Here is a 16,368-nt window from a genome sequence, read left to right on the forward strand (position 1 = left end):
GTCCCCTCAGGCCTGCGCGACCGCGCGGTCGGCGGTGCGGTCGGCGGTGTGGTCGGCGGTGTCGTCGGCGGTGTCGTCGGCGGGGTGGTCGGAGCCGGCGGACAGCCGGAACCCCTCGTACCCCCGGGCGACGACCTCGTCGCACCTCGCGCGGTAGGCCGGCGCCCCGCCCAGGTAGACGAGGACCCGGCGCGGCTTCCCCGGCACGTTGCGGCCCATGTACCAGGAGGTGGGGGAGTCGGGCAGGAGCGTCGCCCGGGCCAGCTCCTCGGTGTGGGCGACCCACTCGTCCTCCGCCTCGGCCGTGGGCTCGACGACGTCCCGCCCTGTCGCGCGCAGGTGCCGGAGGGCGTCGGCGGTGAAGTCGATGTGGTCCTCGATCGCGAGCGGCATGTTGTAGAGGACCGACGGGCTCTGCGGGCCGGTGATCATGAAGAGGTTGGGGAAGCCGGAGGCCATCAGACCGAGGTAGGTCCGGGGCCCGTCGGCCCAGTGGTCGGCGAGGCGCAGCCCGTCCCGGCCGGTGACGCCCATCGCGAGCAGCGGCCCGGTGCAGGCGTCGAACCCGGTGGCCAGGACGAGGATGTCGAACTCGTGCTCGGTGCCGTCGGCGAGCCGGACCCCGCGCGGGGTGACGGCGTCGATCGGGTTCGCGCGGACGTCGACGAGGCTGACCGTGGGCCGGTTGTAGGCCTCGTAGTAGTCGGTCTCCAGCGGAGGCCGCTTCGTGCCGTACGGGTAGCCCTCGGGGGCGAGCAGGTCGGCGACCGCCGGGTCGTCGACGCGCTCGTGGATGCGGTCCCGGATGTATCCCGCGACCGTGTCGTTGGCCGCCCGGTCGAACAGGATGTCGCCGAAGGAGTCGATGAACAGGCGGAACCCGCCGCGGTCCCACCGGTCGTCGAACACCCGCCGGCGCTCCTCGGGCGTCACGGCCAGGGCCGAGGGCTGCGCGTCCGAGTACGGGACGCCGAGGAAGTGGTTGCGGGAGGCGGCGCGGATCGCGGCGTAGCCGGCCTTCTCCGCGGCCTCCTGCGCCGGGTCCGTCGGGTGGTTGCCGATGGGGGTCGCGTAGTTGGGGGTGCGCTGCAGCACGGTCAGGTGCCCGGCGGTCTTCGCGATCTCGCTGATGGCCTGGATGCCCGAGGAGCCGACCCCGACGATCCCGACCCGCTTGCCCGCGAAGGAGACCTCCTCGTGCGGCCAGTGGCCGGTCGAGTACACCTCGCCGGCGAAGTCCTCGATCCCCGGGAACTCGGGCTTCTTCGGGACGGAGAGCGTGCCGGCGCCGGAGATCACGTACCGGGCGCGGTGGGCCTCGCCGGTGGCGGTGGTGGCGGTCCACAGCGACGCAGCGTCGTCCCAGGTGAGCGAGGTGATCCGGGTCCGGAACCGGATGCTGCGGCGCAGGTCGAAGCGCTCGGCCACGTGCTCGAGGTAGCGCAGGATCTCCGGCTGGGCGCAGAACCGCTCGCTCCAGTGCCACTCCTGCTGGAGGTCGTCGTCGAACGAGTACGAGTAGTGGACGCTCTCGATGTCCACGCGGGCGCCGGGGTAGCGGTTCCAGTACCACGTGCCGCCGACGTCGCCGGCGGCGTCGAACGCGAGCACGTCGAGCCCCAGGTCGTCGCGCAGGACGTGCACCGCGTACAGGCCGGCGAACCCGGCTCCGACGACGATTGCGTCGCGCGTGTCCGGGGCAGGGGAAGTCACCACGGGATCCAGCCTCCTTGGATGGGTTCGGGTGGGCGCCCCCGTCCACCGGGCGCGAAGGCGCTGGTGGGACGGGGTGAGCGCTACCACCGAGAGTGGCCGGGCGGGCCGGCGGCGCGACAGGGCGAGACCACCCCACTCCGCCGGTCCGGGCGATGGGGTGGCCACTCGGGTGCACCCGTCCGGGCGCGGGTGTGTCCACCCGGGAGGGTGTCCGTGCGATGCTCGTGATCCCCTCGGCACGACGGTCAGGAGGCGTCATGGCGGACGTCACCGGGGACGGACGTGGTCCCGCCGCACCCCCGGGGCGGGGCCTGCGGGCCGCGGTCACACGGCTGACCAGCTTCGTCGGCCGCCGGCAGGCGGTGGACCGGCTGCACGCCGAGCTGCACGCCGGACGCCTGGTCACCGTCACCGGGCCCGGCGGGGTCGGCAAGACCCGCACTGCCCTCGCCGTCGCCGAGGCTGCGGACTTTCCCGACGGCGTGCTGGTGGTGGAGCTCGCCAGCGTCACCGACCCGACGCAGGTGGCCCCGGCCGCCGCCACCGCGCTCGGGGTGCCCGACCAGTCCAACCGTGACGCCGTCGACCGGGTCGTCGACCACCTCTCGGGGGCGACGGCGCTGCTCGTGGTGGACAACTGCGAGCACCAGCTCGAGGCCAGCGCGCTGCTGATCGTCCGGCTGCTCGACGCGCTGCCCGGGCTCACCGTGCTCGCCACCAGCCGGGAACCCCTGGGCGTCCGTGGCGAGCAGGTGCACCTGCTCGCGCCGCTGGCCGTCCCCGGGGAGGCCGACGCCGAGGGCGACTCCGCCCTGGAGCACGTCCCGGCGGTGCGTCTGCTGGTCGACCGGGCCCGGGCGGTGCTCCCGGACTTCGCGGTGACCCCCGAGAACCGGGCCGCCGTCGTCGCCCTGTGCCGGCGGCTCGACGGGCTGCCGCTCGCGATCGAGCTCGCGGCCGTCCGGCTGCGGTCGCTGTCGGTGTCGCAGGTCGTGGAGCGGCTCGACCGGCGCTTCCCCCGGCTCGCGGGCTCGGACCCCGCTGTCGACCCGCGGCAGCGGTCGCTGCGCGCGCTGATCGACTGGAGCCACGACCTGTGCGGCCCGGACGAACGGCTGCTGTGGGCCCGGCTCTCGGTGTTCCCGGCGCCGGTGGACCTGGAGACCGTGGAGGGGGTGTGCGGGTTCGGGGAGCTGACGGCGGACCGGCTGCTCGACGCGATCGACGGGCTCGTCGGCAAGTCGGTCGTGGTCGCCGACCGGGACGGGGAGCGGCTGCGCTACCGCCAGTTCGTCACCCTGCGCGAGTACGGCGCGGAACTGCTCGCGGACTCGGGCGAGGAGGGTGTCGTCCGGCGCCGGCACCGCGACCACTTCATCGACCGGGCCGGCGCCTTCGTGGAGCGCTGGTGCGGCCCGCACCAGGCCGACGACCTGGCGCGGTTGCGCGAGGACCACCCCAACCTCATCGCCGCGCTCGCCTGGTCCGTCGACACCCCCGGTGAGGCGCCCGCGGGCGCCCGGCTGGCCGTGCTGCTGCGCTACCACTGGATCGCGGGCGGCTTCCTGACGTACGGACGGCGCTGGCTGGAACGCCTCCTCGACCGGCTCGACCCGGGCCTGCCCGAACGCGGCCACGCGCTGTGGGCCGCTGCGTGGGTCGCGCTGATCCAGGGCGACCGGGCCGTCGCGCGGACGTACCTGGCCGAGTGCGCCGGGATCGCGGACGCCCTCCCGGACCGCGCCATGCAGGGGCACGCGTCGCACTGGCGGGCCCTGCTCGACCTGTTCGAGGGCGACCTGCCGGCGGCCGCCCGGCTCTACGACCGCGCGATCGCGATCCACCGCGAGGTCGGCGACGTCGGCTCCGCACTCACCGCGGCCTTCCAGCTGGCGATGGCCCAGGCCTACGGCGGTCGTCCGGCGGAGGCGCTGCGGACCTGCGCGGCGGTGGTCGACCGGGCGTCGGCGGACGGCGAGTCGTGGAACCGCGGGTACGCCCACTGGGTCTCCGCGATCAGCCACCTGCACCTCGGCGACCTGCCGCGCGCCGAGGAGGCCGTCGCCGAAACCATGCGGATCGAGCAGGACTTCCGCGACGGCGTGTGCACCGCGCTCTGCATCGAGGTGTGCTCGTGGATCGTGGCGGCCCGGGGGCGGGCGGCCGACGCCGCGGCGCTGTCCGGCATCTCGGGCTCGGTGTGGCGACGCCTCGGTACGTCGCTCGACGCCTTCGGGCCGCACGCCAGTGCGGAGGGCCGGCGTCATGCCAGGCTGGTGGGCCGCGAGCTGGGCGAGGCGCGGGCGGCGGAGCTCCGTGCCCGGTACGACCGGGTCGGTCTGCAGGAGGCCGTGCGGCTCGGGATCGAGCTGGGGGTGCGCGGGCCCGACCGGGAGCGGGTCGATCCGGGCCCGACCGCCTCGCCGCTGACCTCGCGGGAGAACGAGATCGCCGGGCTGATCGCGGCAGGGCTGAGCAACAAGGCGATCGCCCGCGAGCTCACCATCTCCCCGCGCACGGTCGACGGGCACGTGGAGCGCATCCTGCGGAAGCTGGACTTCACCTCCCGCACCCAGATCGCCTCGTGGCTCGCTGCCTCGGCCGCCCGGGCGGGTTCCTGACCGGCGTTCAGTCGCCGCGGGCGTCGTAGCGCTCGCGGGCGGCGGACATCTCCGCGACGGACCCCTCGAGCAGGTCCGCGAGCCCGCGCAGGCTGTCGGCCACCTTCTCGCCGAGTCCGGTGAGCGAGTACTCGACCCGGGGCGGGATCGTGCTGTGCACCTCGCGGGTGACCAGCCCGTCCCGCTCGAGGGTCTGCAGGGTCTGGGACAGCATCCGCTCGCTCACGCCGTCGACCCGGCGGCGCAGGGCGTTGAAGCGGTAGGCGCCCTCGCCGAGGGCCAGTAGAGCGAGGATGCCCCACTTGCTGCCGATCTCCTCCAGCGCCGTGCGCGACGCGCAGTGGCGGGCGAAGACCGTGGTCACGAGCTCGTCGGACGGGGCGCAGGCGGGCGCCGGGTCCGGGGCTCGTGTCGTCACGCTCGCAGAATACCGCGCTGACGGGAACAACTGCGCTTACGAATAGTTAGTACGGTCGAAGCTGACACCACTCAGGAGGCGACGGCACATGACCACCTACGCAGTCACGGGAGCGACCGGCCACCTCGGCGCTCTGGCGATCGAGGCCCTGCTCGAGAAGGGCGTCCCGGCCGGGGACGTCGTCGCGGTCGTCCGGGACGCGGGCAGGGCGGCGGCGCTCGCCGCCCGCGGCGTCCAGGTCCGGACGGCCGACTACACCCAGCCGGAGACGCTGCGGGCCGCGTTCGCCGGCGTCGACCGGCTGCTGCTGGTCTCGGGCAACGAGGTCGGCCAGCGGATCGAGCAGCACGGCAACGTGATCGACGCGGCCAAGGAGGCCGGCGTTGGGCTGATCGCGTACACCGGCATCACGCGCGCCGACACCACCGGCAGCCCGCTGGCGCCCGAGCACAAGGCCACCGAGGAGCTGCTGGCCGCCTCGGGCGTGCCGCACACGCTGCTGCGCAACAACTGGTACGTCGAGAACTACACCGCGCAGCTCGCCGACTACCTCTCCCGCGGCGCGATCGTCGCCGCCGCCGGGGAGGGCCGGGTCTCCGGGGCCGCCCGCCGCGACTACGCCGAGGCCGCCGCGGCCGTGCTGACCGGCGAGGGTCACGCCGGCCGGACCTACGAGCTGGCCGGCACGCCGTTCACGTTCAAGGAGCTCGCGGCCACGATCAGCGAGGTCAGCGGCCGGGAGGTCGAGTACCGGCCGGTGGCTCCCGCCGAGCTGACCGGCATCCTCACCGGCGCCGGGCTCGACGAGGGCACGGCCGGGTTCGTCGTCGCGCTCGACGAGAGCATCGCCCGCGGGGACCTCGACATCGAGAGCACCGACCTGCCCGAGCTGCTCGGCCGCCCGCTCACCCCGGTGGCCGACGTGGTGCGCGCCGCGCTCTGAACCTCGTCCGGCGGCCGGTCGTCAGGTCCGGTCGGCCGCCGGCGGCAGGAGTCGCCGCCCGTGGACGGGGTGGGTGACGCGGATCCGCGCGTGGTCCCACGGGTCCGGGCGGGCGTCGCCGGGGACCAGCACGAGCGGGCCCGTTCCCAGGGTGTGCCGCCCGGACGGCTCCAGGACCGCCCGCTCCCGCACCCGCTCGCCGATGCGGCGGTAGAAGCGCAGCTGGCTGCGCCGGCCGAAGAGGCCCCAGCCGAGCCCGAACACCGGGCCGAGCCGCGGATCGGGCTTCCAGCGCACGCTCGCCCGGAACTCGACCCGTCCGGACGCCCGGTGCTTGGCCACCCGGTACAGCACCTGCCCGCGCTGCAGGTGCCCGTCGAGCGTCGCGTACGCCCAGCCCCAGACCCGCCAGCCGTCCTCGTCGGCACGGTCGACGACCTCGGTGATCCGCACGCCCATGAGGAAGCGGAGCGGGCCGAACCGCCCGTCGAGCAGGATGTCCCGGCCGAGCAGCTCCGAGTCGCGCAGGTACGCCGCGCGCAACAGCTCGGGCGGCGTGAAGTCGTAGTCCCGCACCAGCGCCGTCGCGCGCTCCCAGATCCCGTCCGGCACCGGCTCGCCCGGTCGCTCGGTGCCCAGCTCGTGCACGTGCTCGTCGACCGTCCAGCCGGCCTTCGCCCCCGGGTCGTCCGTGACCGCGCGCTCCCGCAGCCCCTCGACGACGGCGAGCAGGCCGCTCATCCGACGGCGAGCGCGGGGCTCAGGGTGGTGGCGTCGTGGATCAGGCCGTCGAGCAGGATCCGGACGTTCTCCGCGGTGCCGACCTTCGCCTCCCAGCCGAGCTCCAGCCGGGCCCGGCCGGTGTCCATCACCGGGGTGCGGACGGCGACGTCGAACCAGCCCGGGGACAGCTCGAGCGCGTGCAGCCGGAACAGCAGGCCGATCACGATGCGCGCCAGGTCGTGCGGCACGGGGAGCGGCCGCGCACCGATCAGTGCGGTGAGCTCGCGCGCGTCGAGGGCGTCCGCGGCGATGTTGAACGCGCCCCGCGCCCGGCGGTCGAGGATCGCGACGATCGCCCGGCCGAGATCGTCGGCGTGCACGAACTGCAGGACGGTGTCGCCCGGGACCGGGAACAGCGGGACCTTCCCGTCGGCGAGCAGGCCGAACAACGCCCGCGGCACGATCGGGCCGAGGAAGAGCCGGGCCATCTCCCGTGAGGCGTCGCGCTGCACCACCAGCGTCGGGCGGACCCGCGCGACGGCCACGCCGGGATTGGCCCGCTCGAACGCGTCGAGCATGCGCTCGGCGATGATCTTGTCGCGGCTGTAGGCGGAGCGCGGCTGCCCGGTGACCGGCCAGCTCTCGTCGACCGGCCGGGCCGGGTCCTGCGGGGCCGACGCGTAGGCCCCGAGCGACGACGCGAACGCCAGGTGACCGACACCGGAGCGCCGGACCGCGCGCAGCAGGGCAGCGGTGCCGTCGACGTTCGTGCGCCGCAGCGCCGCCTCGTCGCGCACCGGCTGGATGGCCCACGCGAGGTCGACGACGGCGTCGGCGCCGGTGAACACGTCGGTGAGCCGCCGCTCCGCGTCCGCGGTCGTGAGATCGATCGCGTGCCACTCGGCCTCGTCGTAGGGCGGGACGGGCGGCGGCGGGCGCCGGCACACCGCGCGCACCCGCACGTCGGGCGCGTCCTTCAGCACCCGCAGCAGTCCGGTCCCGACGTTGCCCGACGCGCCGACCACCACCACGGTGCGTTCGGGCGCTCCTGCTCGTTCCGGCATCGTGCTCCCTTCCCTCGTCCGGAAGGGCATTACCGGTACGGGACCGCTCAACCCCCGCACGCGGAAGGGCCTCCGACCCGCGGTCGGAGGCCCTTCATTCGGTGCGTTCCCGGGGCGCCGTTCCTCAGCTCGCCGCGGCGACCTTCTTGCGGGTGCGCCGCTTCGGCTTCGCCTCGGATTCCGCCTGCTGTTCCGCAGTGGCTTCCGGGGCGGCTTCCTGCGCCGGTTCGGGGGCGGCTTCGGGCGCCCGGGCCGCGGTGCCGCGATTCGCGTACGCCTCGAGCACGTTCGACGGGATACGGCCCCGCTCGGAGACCTGGAACCCGGCCGAGACCGCCCACTCCCGAATGGCGGCGTTCTCCTCCCGGGTCTTGCCCGGCGAGGAGGGAACCCGCGCGTAGTTCCTGCGCCCGGAGCCGGACGAGGACCGGCGCGCGGCGCCCACGAACGGCGCGAACGCCTCCCGGAGCTCCGACGCATGCTGCGCGCTCAGGTCGATCTCGAATTCCTTGCCGTCCAGTGTGAACGTGACCGTTTCGTCCGCCTGACCGCCGTCGAGGTCGTCCACCAGGGTGATATTCGTAATCTTCGCCATCGTTCACGTCCGATCGCCGTACTCGCGGGTTGTCCCGATTCTCCACGGATTCGGTGAAAAGTCGAGGACGGTCACGCGGGAGTGGTGATTCGTGCACCGCGAGTGCCATTCCGTGCGCGTTCCGCGGATGTGCGCGACCCGTGAACGGCCGCGATCAGGCGGCGCGGAACTCCTCCGGGCGTTCGCGGGTCGCCTCGGCGAGTGCCCTGCGGGTGCGCTCCGCGTCGTAGTCCTTGCCGTACACTGGGGTGCCGGGCTGCTGGCGCCACGACTCCTCGAGCGGACCGCCGTCGACCGGGTCGAAGCCCAGCTCGTCGACGAGCGCGAAGACGGTGTCCTTGCCCGGACCGTCCGCACCCGCGATCGGCAGCGCGATCCGACCCTCGGTCCCCCGCGGCTTCCCGCGCTCCAGCAGGTGCTTCCAGTAGATGCCGTTGAACACCTTGTACACCGGCGTGCCGAGCAGCCCGGCCACCCACACGCTCTCCGGGGTGCCGTCCTCGAGCGCGTCGATCCGGCCGTCGCGCTGCTGCGGGTAGTAGTTGTTCGTCTCGATCACGGGAGCCCCCGGCTTCGCCGAGGAGACGATGCCGGGCTCGAGGTCAGGGGTGTTCTTCTGCGGGATGCTGACGATCACGACGTCCGCGTCGGCCGCCGCCTCACGGGCCCACACCGGCGTCGCACCGGTCTCCGCGGCCAGCTCCGCCAGGGTCTCCGGGGCGCGGGAGTTCGCCACCCGCACCTCGTGCCCGAGCGCGGTGAGCCGCCGCGTCAACGTGCCGCCGATGTATCCCGCACCGATGATTCCGATCCTCATGTCCGCGGCAACCGAGGCCGCCGCGGAGACCATTCCCGGAGGGTGATCTACAGCACTCCCGGGTAGGCGCCGCCGTCGATCAGCAGGCTCTGGCCCGTGATGAACCCCGCCTGCGCGGAGCAGAGGAAGGCGCAGGCGGCGCCGAACTCCGCGGGCTCGCCGAAGCGGCGCGCGGGGATCGTCGCGCGCCCGTCGGCCGCGATCTCCTCCACGGTGACGCCCTGCTGCTCGGCCGCGACCTTCTGCCCGGCCGCGAGCCGGTCGGTGGCGAAGGAGCCGGGGAGCAGGAAGTTGATCGTGACGTTCGCGTGCGCCACCGACCGGGCGACGCCGGCGAGGAACCCGGTGAGGCCGGCCCGGGCGCCGCTGGACAGGTCGAGCCCGGCCAGCGGCATTTTCACCGAGCCCGAGGTGATGTTGACGATCCGGCCGAAGCGCCGCTCCACCATCCCGTCGACGACGGCCTGGACCAGCCGGATCGGCGTGGCCATGTTGGACCGGACGCCGGCCAGCAGCGCCTGCTCGTCGATCGCGCGGAAGTCCCGGAAGGGCGGCCCGGCGTTGTTGTTGACCAGCACGTCGACCTGCGCGACCGCGGCGAGCAGCCGGTCCGGTCCGTCGGGCGTGTCGAGGTCCGCCCCGACCGGGATCACCTCGGCCCCGGTCGCGGCGGCGATCTCGGCCGCGGCCTTCTCGGCGGCGGCCTGCTCCCGCCCGTTCACGACGACGGTGCAGCCCGCCCGGGCCAGCTCCTCGGCGCACGCCCGGCCCAACCCCCGCGTGGAGGCGCAGACGACGGCGGTGCGGCCCGCGATCCCGAGGTCCATCAGACGGGCCGCCGCTTCGGCGTGGAGCGGGCGACGAGCGCGGGATCGCGGGTGACGGCCTCGCCGAGGACGTCGTCGATCGCGGCCATCGCGTCGGCCGGGATGCGCACGCCCGCGGCCTTCACGTTCTCCTCCACCTGCTCGGGCCGGGAGGCGCCGACCAGGGCGGCGGAGACGTTGCGGTTCTGCAGCACCCACGCCACGGCGAGCTGGGCCATCGTCAGCCCGAGGTCGCCGGCGACCGGCCGCAGCTTCTGCACGCGGGCGAGGGTGTCGTCGGCGAGGAACCGCTTGATCGCGTCGCCGCCGCCCTTCTCGTCCGTGGCGCGCGAGCCCTCGGGCCACGCCTCGCCGGGCTGGTACTTGCCGGTGAGCACGCCCTGCGCGATCGGCGACCACACGATCTGCCCGATCCCCAGCTCCTCGGAGGTGGGCACGACCTCGTCCTCGACGATCCGCCACAGCATCGAGTACTGCGGCTGGCTGGAGACCAGGGAGATCCCGAGGTCGACGGCCAGGGCGTGGGCGCGGCGGATCTGGTCGGCCGTCCACTCGCTGACGCCGATGTAGAGCGCCTTGCCCGCCCGCACGACGTCGGCGAACGCCTGCATCGTCTCCTCGAGCGGGGTGAACATGTCGTAGCGGTGCGCCTGGTAGAGGTCGACGTAGTCCGTCCCGAGCCGGCGCAGGCTGCCGTCGATGCCCTCGAGGACGTGCTTGCGGGACAGCCCCTGGTCGTTCTTCCCGCGCGGCCCCACCGGCCAGTAGACCTTGGTGAAGATCTCCAGCGACTCGCGTCGCTCGCCCTTCAGCGCGGCCCCCAGCACCTCCTCGGCCCGGCCGTTGGCGTAGACGTCGGCCGTGTCGAAGCTGGTGATCCCGTGCTCGAGGGCGGCGCGCACGCACTGCGTCGCGACGTCGTTCTCCACCTGCGAACCGTGCGTCAGCCAGTTGCCGTACGTGATCTCGGAGATCTGCATGCCGGAGCGGCCGAGGTAGCGGAAGTGCATGGCCCCATCGTGCACCCGCCGAGGTTCGCCCCCGTCGGGTGAGGTCCGCACCGGCGGTGGCCACGACAGTCGGTCTCCCGACGACATCGAGGAGAGGCGGATCCATGGCGACCCTGACCGTCTGGAAGTTCGACGACCCGGGCGGCGCCCGGAACGCGCTGGATTTGGTCGAGCGGCTGCAGAAGCAGGAGCTGCTGACGCTCGAGGACGCGGCCGTCGTGACCTGGCCCGAGAACCGCAAGAAGCCGAAGACCGAGCAGCTGCACAGCATGTCCGGCGCCGGCGCGCTGGGCGGCAGCTTCTGGGGCCTGCTGTTCGGGCTGCTGTTCTTCGTCCCGCTGCTGGGCATGGCGGTCGGTGCGGCCATGGGTGCCCTGGCGGGCTCGATGTCCGACGTCGGCATCGACGACCGGTTCATCAAGGAGGTCCGCGAGAAGGTCACGCCGGGCACGTCGGCGCTGTTCCTCATGACCTCCCGCGTCGTGCAGGACAAGGTGCTGGACGAGTTCCGCGGCACGCAGGCCGAGCTGATCTCGACGAACCTCTCGAACGAGCAGGAGCAGAAGCTGCGGGAGGTCTTCGCCGAGGAGCACGAGACCGTCTGAGACGGGGTGCTCGGCGTGGCCTCCCCTCCGCGGGCCCGGGCGTGGGCGTTCGAGGCGGTCCTGGCCGTGCTGTCGGACGACGTCAACGCCGAGCAGGGCACGGAACGCGCCCGTGCCGTGGCCGCCGCGGTGCTGGCCGAGGCCGGTGAACCCGGCCTCACGGAGACGGTGGTGGTCCTCTCCTCGACGCTCGCCGAGGCGCTGGAGCGGATCGCCGCCGAGCGCGGCCTGGTCGCGGCCGACCTGGCCGAGATCTGGTTCGTGGACTGACGGGAGGTCGGTCGTGGCCGGGACGGTGCAGGGTGCACGACCGAGCGGGGCGCGGCGGCTCGCGGCCGCGGGCGCGTTGCTGGCGGCGATCGCCGCGGTCGTGGTGGTGATCGTGGCTCTCCTGCAGAGCCCGCTGCGGGTCGTCGCGGCCCCGATCCTGGTGGGTGTGGCGGTCGCCGCGGGCTGGACCGCGCTCGTGCGGCGCGGGGCGTGGCGCATCGCGGCCTGCACGGTCGCGGTGCTGGCCCTCGTCGGCGTGGTCCTGCTGGTGGTGACGGCCTCGATCCTGCGCACCGCGGCCGTGGTCGTCCTCGTCCTGCTGGCGGCGAGCCTCGCCCGGGTCGCCCTCGGCCGCGACCTCGTGCCCGAGCCGTCGGGAATGAAGTCCGTCCCGGCGGCCGGGCACGGGGTGCTGCTCATGAACCCGCGCTCGGGCGGCGGCAAGGTCGCCCGGTTCGGGCTCGAGGAGGAGGCCCTGCGGCGCGGCGTGACCCCCGTCGTCCTGGAGCCGGGCGACGACCTGCGGGCCCTCGCCGAGGCCGCCGTCGCCGAGGGGGCCGACGTGCTGGGCATGGCCGGCGGCGACGGGTCCCAGGCCCTGGTCGCCGACGTCGCCCGGAAGCACGACGTCCCGCTGGTCGTGATCCCCGCGGGCACCCGCAACCACTTCGCGCTGGACCTCGGCCTGGACCGCGACGACGTCGTGGCCGCGCTCGACGCGTTCGGCCCGGCCCTGGAGCGGCGCATCGACCTGGCCGTGCTGGGCGACCGGGTGTTCGTGAACAACGCCTCGCTCGGCGTGTACGCGGGCGTGGTGCAGTCCGAGGGCTACCGCGACGCCAAGCTCGCGACGACCGCCCGCATGGCCCCCGAGCTGCTCGGACCCGGCGCGGAGGGGTCGCACCTGCGGTTCCGCGGGCCGGACGGCGTCGACGGGGGCCCCACCGCCATGGTGCTCGTGTCCAACGGCGACTACCGGCTCGACCGGCTCGACGGCTTCGGCACCCGGGCCCGGCTCGACGGCGGGGTGCTCGGCGTCGTGACCGTGCGGGTGGAGAAGGGCCGCGACGTCACCGAGATGCTGGCCGCACAGGCGACCGGCCGGCTGCGCTCCTTCCGCGGCTACCGGCAGTGGAACGCGCCCGAGTTCGAGGTCGACTCCGACAAACCGCTGGTCGAGGTGGGGGTCGACGGCGAGGCGCTGCGGCTGGCGCCCCCGTTGCGGTTCCGGGTGCTGCCCGGGGCGCTGCGCGTGCGCGTGCCCACCGGGTCGCCTGGCGCGGCTCCCGCGGCGGTCGCGCCGGCGGGCCCGGGCGAGGCGATCGCGGGCCTGGTCCGCGTGCTCCGCGGGCACTCCGCGCAACGACGACCGGGCTGAGCGGACAACCGGACGAACTATGCGGAGCTGCGCCGAACGGCGCCTTCCGCTCCTCCGCATCCGGTCCCGACTGGGGACCTTCGTCCCACCGGCCCGGGCCCGACGCTCGGCCTCAGGCCGGATCCAGGCGGTCCAGCATGGATCGAACCAGCCGGTCCAACAGTGCGCCGGCGTGCGGGGGTGACTTGTCCATGCAGCCGGTACCCGAGTCGAAGATCCGTGTTCCCGTCCGCCCACCGCAACTCGTCACGCGGGCCGCGGTCCGCGCGGCGCTCGACCGGATCTCCGACGTGGGCCTGGTCCGTGGCCCCGCCGGCTTCGGCAAGACCCTGGCCGTGGCGGAGTGGGTGCGCACGAGCCCGGGCCCCGGAACGGCGTGGGTCCGCGTCGACGCCGAGGACGAGGATCCCCGACGGTTCTGGTCGGCCGTCCTGGCCGCCCTGGCCCGATGCCCCACGATCCCGCCGTCGAGCCGGCTCCGGGACCGGCACGGCTGGCCCGCGGAGGGCGGGCCGGAGTTCCTGGCCGCGCTGACCGCCGCGCTCGACGTCCTGCCGCGGCCGCCGCGCCTGGTGCTCGACGACGTCGGTGAGCTGACGGGCGCCGCGAGCCTGCACGGGTTGCGCACCTTCCTCCGCGACCGGCGGCCGGACCTGGCCACCGTGCTGTGCAGCCGGGGCGAACCGCCGCTCGGCCTCGCCCGGCTGCGGGTGGCGCGGCGGCTCCGCGAGATCGGCCCGGACCTGCTGCGCTTCACCCCGTACGAGGCCGAGGAGCTCCTCCGCGCCGCGGCGCCGGGCCTGACCCAGGCCGAGGTCACCGTGTTGCACGCGCGCACCGCGGGCTGGCCGGCCGCATTGTGGTTGGCCGCCGCGGCCTGCGCCGATCCGACCGACCCCGAGGCCGCGCAGGGCTTCTCCGGCGAGCACCCGCTGGTCGCCGACTACCTGGAGGGGGAGGCGCTCGCCGGCCTCGACGGCACCGAGCTCGACGTGCTGCGTCGGATCGGCGTGGTCAACCCGGTGCCGACCGGGCTCGCCGCGGTCCTCACCGGCCGGGCCGACGCCGGCGGGGTGCTCGACGCCGTCGAGCACCGGACGGGTCTCGTGCGCGCGGAGGGCCGCGGCCGGGAGGTCCACCGGGTCGAGCCGCTGCTGCGCGACCACCTGCTCGGGGAGCTGCGCCGGTACGCGGCCGGGACGCCGGCACGGCTCGAGGCGGTGACCGCGCGCTGGTACGCCGCCGCCGGCCGGCCCGACGCCGCGGCCGAGCACGCCGCCCGCAGCGGGGACGCGCTGGTCGCCACGGAGATCCTGCGCGACGCCGGGCCCACACTGCTGCTCTCCGGTCGGCACCGCCCGCTGCGCCGCGCCCTGGACACCGTCGGCGAGGTCGGCCTCGCCCGCGAACCCGGGCTGGCGGCGCTCGCGGCGCTCGCCCGCACGGCGGCGGGCGGCCCACCGGCCACCCACGCGCCGCGGTGGCCCGAGGACCCCCCGCCCGAGCTGGCCGTGCTGCGGGCCGCCGCCGAGGAGTTCGGTGCCGTCCCCGCGACCTCCGGCCGGCGCGACCCGGACGTGCTGCCGCACCAGCCGGGCGTGCGGGCGCTGGGCCTGCTCGCGCGGGCCCTCACCGCGGTGCGGGTCGGCGCCCCGGGCGCCGCACGGCCGTTGCTCGCCGACGCGCTCGAGCTCGCCGACCGGCACGGGTTCGTGCACCTCGCGGTGCAGGCGCTCGTCCTGCGGGCGGTCGCGGCCGCGGCCGAGGGCGACGCGGCCGAGGTGCGGCAGGCGGGGGAGGTCGCGCTGGCCCGGGCGGAACGCTCCGGGCTGCGGCACTCGTCCTGGGCGGCCGCCGCTGCGGCCGTACTGGCCCACGCGGCGCTGCTCCGCGCCGAGCCACGCGACGCGGTGCGGCTGGCCGAGGCGGGGCTCGCCGGGCTCGACCACCCCGGCCGCGGGCCGGCCGAGCTGCGGTTCGGCCTGGCGGTGCTCCGCGCGGCGGCGGACGTGGACGGCGCGGGCGAGGCCCGCGGGGACCGCGCCCGCGGCCTGGACCGGCTGCAGCACGCCCGCGCGGAACTGGGCGACGAGCCGGTGGACCCGCACGTCGCGGCCATGGCCGCTCTGCTGGAGCACCGCGCGGCCCTGGACCTCGGGCACCCGACGGCGGCCCGCAGCGTGCACGGCTGGCTGGTCCAGCGCGTCGGGGAGACCGCCGAGAGCGCCCTGCTCCGCGCCTGGACCGATCTCGCCGCCGGCCGTGAGGACCGGGCCCGGGCCGCGGCGCACCGCGCGCTCGTGGAGTGCGGGGCGCCCCTGCTCGGCGTCACCGAGGTGGAGGCGTGGCTGGTCGAGGCGACGGTCGCGGCCGAGGCCGAGGAACGGGCGGCGGCCCGCGAGGCGCTCGAGCGCGCCCTGGGGCTGGCCGAGCCGCTGCGGGCCTTGCGCCCGTTCGCGGGGGCGGGGCCGGAGGTCCGGCGGCTGCTCGTGCAGCTGCACGGCGGTCCCGGTGCGGCAGGCTCCTTCGCGGGCGCCGCGCTCGCGGTCTCCGCGACCACCGGGTCCCCGGCGGCGGCGCTCAGCGAGCGCGAGCGGGCGGTCCTCGCCCTGCTGCCCTCCCTGCTGTCGTTGGAGGAGATCGGGGCCGACCTGTCGGTCTCGGTGAACACCGTGAAGACCCACGTCCGCTCGATCTACGGGAAGCTCGGTGTGAGCAGCCGCCGGACCGCCGTGCTCGCCGGCTACGAGCGCGGCCTGATCGCCCCGGCGCCCGCGCTCACCCTCCGGGGGTGAGGTCCTCGCCCCCGGCGGCGTCCCTCCCCGGCGATCTCCGCGCCGTGCCCCGCGGAGGACCGCGAAGTCACACGGAGCGGGCGAGGTGCACCGTGCCCGCGACCCCGACCGTGGACCGACACAGCGCTCGAGGGAGGAGCACACCATGAGCGACACGACCCATTCGCCCACATCGGGGGCGACGCAGAGCACGGCGGGGGCATGGGCGACCGGATTCGCGATGTTCGCGGGTGCGGTGCTGATCGTGACCGGCATCTGCCAGGCACTGGCCGGTATCGCCGCGCTGTTCCGCGACCAGGTCTACGTGGCCACCCCGAACTACATCTACTCGTTCGACGTCACGGCCTGGGGCTGGGTCCACATCATCCTCGGTGCGGCGCTCGCGCTCACCGGTCTCGGGGTCATCCAGGGCCAGACCTGGGCGCGCGTCGTCGGCATCCTGCTCGCCTCGCTGAGCATCATCGCCAACTTCCTGTTCATCCCGCACTACCCGATCTGGTCCATCGTGATCATCGCCCTCGACGTCGCCGTGATCTGGGCCCTGGTCCGCGAGACCCGCGAGCTCGCCTGACCGGGCTGCTCCTCG

At 74.9% G+C, this 16,368-nt stretch carries 15 protein-coding genes; 7 read left to right on the forward strand and 8 right to left on the reverse strand.

Features of this window, described 5'->3' with window-relative positions; translation table 11 throughout:
* Positions 1-6: 6 nt before the first annotated feature.
* Positions 7-1,716 carry a flavin-containing monooxygenase gene (locus PKE99_RS15720; RefSeq protein ID WP_231498195.1) on the reverse strand — a complete coding sequence of 570 codons (1,710 nt, stop codon included), beginning with the start codon at positions 1,714-1,716 and terminating at the stop codon, positions 7-9.
* 257 nt (positions 1,717-1,973) lie between these two features.
* Here PKE99_RS15720 and PKE99_RS15725 point away from each other — a divergent pair, with 257 nt between their 5' ends.
* Positions 1,974-4,337, forward strand: coding sequence for an ATP-binding protein (locus PKE99_RS15725; protein ID WP_081924102.1), 2,364 nt, complete (start codon positions 1,974-1,976; stop codon positions 4,335-4,337).
* 7 nt (positions 4,338-4,344) lie between these two features.
* Here the strand turns inward: PKE99_RS15725 and PKE99_RS15730 are convergent, their stop codons facing one another.
* Positions 4,345-4,755, reverse strand: a complete 411-nt coding sequence (locus PKE99_RS15730; protein WP_081924103.1) for a winged helix-turn-helix transcriptional regulator — start codon at positions 4,753-4,755, stop codon at positions 4,345-4,347.
* A gap of 88 nt (positions 4,756-4,843) precedes the next feature.
* Here PKE99_RS15730 and PKE99_RS15735 point away from each other — a divergent pair, with 88 nt between their 5' ends.
* Positions 4,844-5,698 carry an SDR family oxidoreductase gene (locus PKE99_RS15735; protein WP_037045348.1) on the forward strand — a complete coding sequence of 285 codons (855 nt, stop codon included), beginning with the start codon at positions 4,844-4,846 and terminating at the stop codon, positions 5,696-5,698.
* Between the two features lie 21 nt (positions 5,699-5,719).
* On the opposite strand, the gene PKE99_RS15740 is transcribed toward PKE99_RS15735, so the two are convergent.
* The 6 genes from PKE99_RS15740 to PKE99_RS15765 all read right to left on the reverse strand — a co-directional run bounded on the left by PKE99_RS15740 (position 5,720) and on the right by PKE99_RS15765 (position 10,734).
* Positions 5,720-6,439 carry a DUF1990 family protein gene (locus PKE99_RS15740; RefSeq protein ID WP_051737365.1) on the reverse strand — a complete coding sequence of 240 codons (720 nt, stop codon included), beginning with the start codon at positions 6,437-6,439 and terminating at the stop codon, positions 5,720-5,722.
* Entirely contained in the window at positions 6,436-7,485 is a 1,050-nt protein-coding gene (locus tag PKE99_RS15745) for an NAD-dependent epimerase/dehydratase family protein (RefSeq protein WP_037045349.1), read from the reverse strand. The genes PKE99_RS15740 and PKE99_RS15745 overlap by 4 nt, the downstream gene beginning before the upstream one ends.
* A 124-nt stretch (positions 7,486-7,609) precedes the next feature.
* Positions 7,610-8,053, reverse strand: a complete 444-nt coding sequence (locus PKE99_RS15750; RefSeq protein WP_063739747.1) for a histone-like nucleoid-structuring protein Lsr2 — start codon at positions 8,051-8,053, stop codon at positions 7,610-7,612.
* A 181-nt stretch (positions 8,054-8,234) separates the two neighbouring features.
* Positions 8,235-8,897, reverse strand: coding sequence for an NADPH-dependent F420 reductase (locus PKE99_RS15755; RefSeq protein ID WP_037045468.1), 663 nt, complete (start codon positions 8,895-8,897; stop codon positions 8,235-8,237).
* 47 nt (positions 8,898-8,944) lie between these two features.
* A complete protein-coding gene (locus PKE99_RS15760) occupies positions 8,945-9,724 on the reverse strand; it encodes an SDR family oxidoreductase (protein ID WP_037045355.1) in 780 nt (259 codons plus the stop codon).
* A complete protein-coding gene (locus tag PKE99_RS15765) occupies positions 9,724-10,734 on the reverse strand; it encodes an aldo/keto reductase family protein (RefSeq protein WP_037045357.1) in 1,011 nt (336 codons plus the stop codon). The genes PKE99_RS15760 and PKE99_RS15765 overlap by 1 nt, the downstream gene beginning before the upstream one ends.
* 104 nt (positions 10,735-10,838) lie before the next feature.
* Here PKE99_RS15765 and PKE99_RS15770 point away from each other — a divergent pair, with 104 nt between their 5' ends.
* The 5 genes from PKE99_RS15770 to PKE99_RS15790 all read left to right on the forward strand — a co-directional run bounded on the left by PKE99_RS15770 (position 10,839) and on the right by PKE99_RS15790 (position 16,353).
* A complete protein-coding gene (locus PKE99_RS15770; RefSeq protein ID WP_037045359.1) occupies positions 10,839-11,339 on the forward strand; it encodes a DUF1269 domain-containing protein in 501 nt (166 codons plus the stop codon).
* A gap of 15 nt (positions 11,340-11,354) precedes the next feature.
* Complete coding sequence (locus PKE99_RS15775) at positions 11,355-11,609, forward strand: hypothetical protein (RefSeq protein WP_156067560.1); 255 nt, start codon at positions 11,355-11,357, stop codon at positions 11,607-11,609.
* A 13-nt stretch (positions 11,610-11,622) separates the two neighbouring features.
* Positions 11,623-12,987 (forward strand): diacylglycerol/lipid kinase family protein, encoded by a 1,365-nt coding sequence (locus PKE99_RS15780; RefSeq protein WP_231498196.1) that lies wholly within the window; start codon positions 11,623-11,625, stop codon positions 12,985-12,987.
* Between the two features lie 191 nt (positions 12,988-13,178).
* Positions 13,179-15,782 carry a LuxR C-terminal-related transcriptional regulator gene (locus PKE99_RS15785; RefSeq protein WP_271214883.1) on the forward strand — a complete coding sequence of 868 codons (2,604 nt, stop codon included), beginning with the start codon at positions 13,179-13,181 and terminating at the stop codon, positions 15,780-15,782.
* A gap of 145 nt (positions 15,783-15,927) precedes the next feature.
* Positions 15,928-16,353 carry a DUF7144 family membrane protein gene (locus PKE99_RS15790; protein WP_037045362.1) on the forward strand — a complete coding sequence of 142 codons (426 nt, stop codon included), beginning with the start codon at positions 15,928-15,930 and terminating at the stop codon, positions 16,351-16,353.
* Positions 16,354-16,368: the final 15 nt, after the last annotated feature.

Source organism: Pseudonocardia halophobica, assembly GCF_027922425.1.
In the GTDB taxonomy this organism is placed as follows: Bacteria; Actinomycetota; Actinomycetes; order Mycobacteriales; family Pseudonocardiaceae; genus Pseudonocardia; species Pseudonocardia halophobica.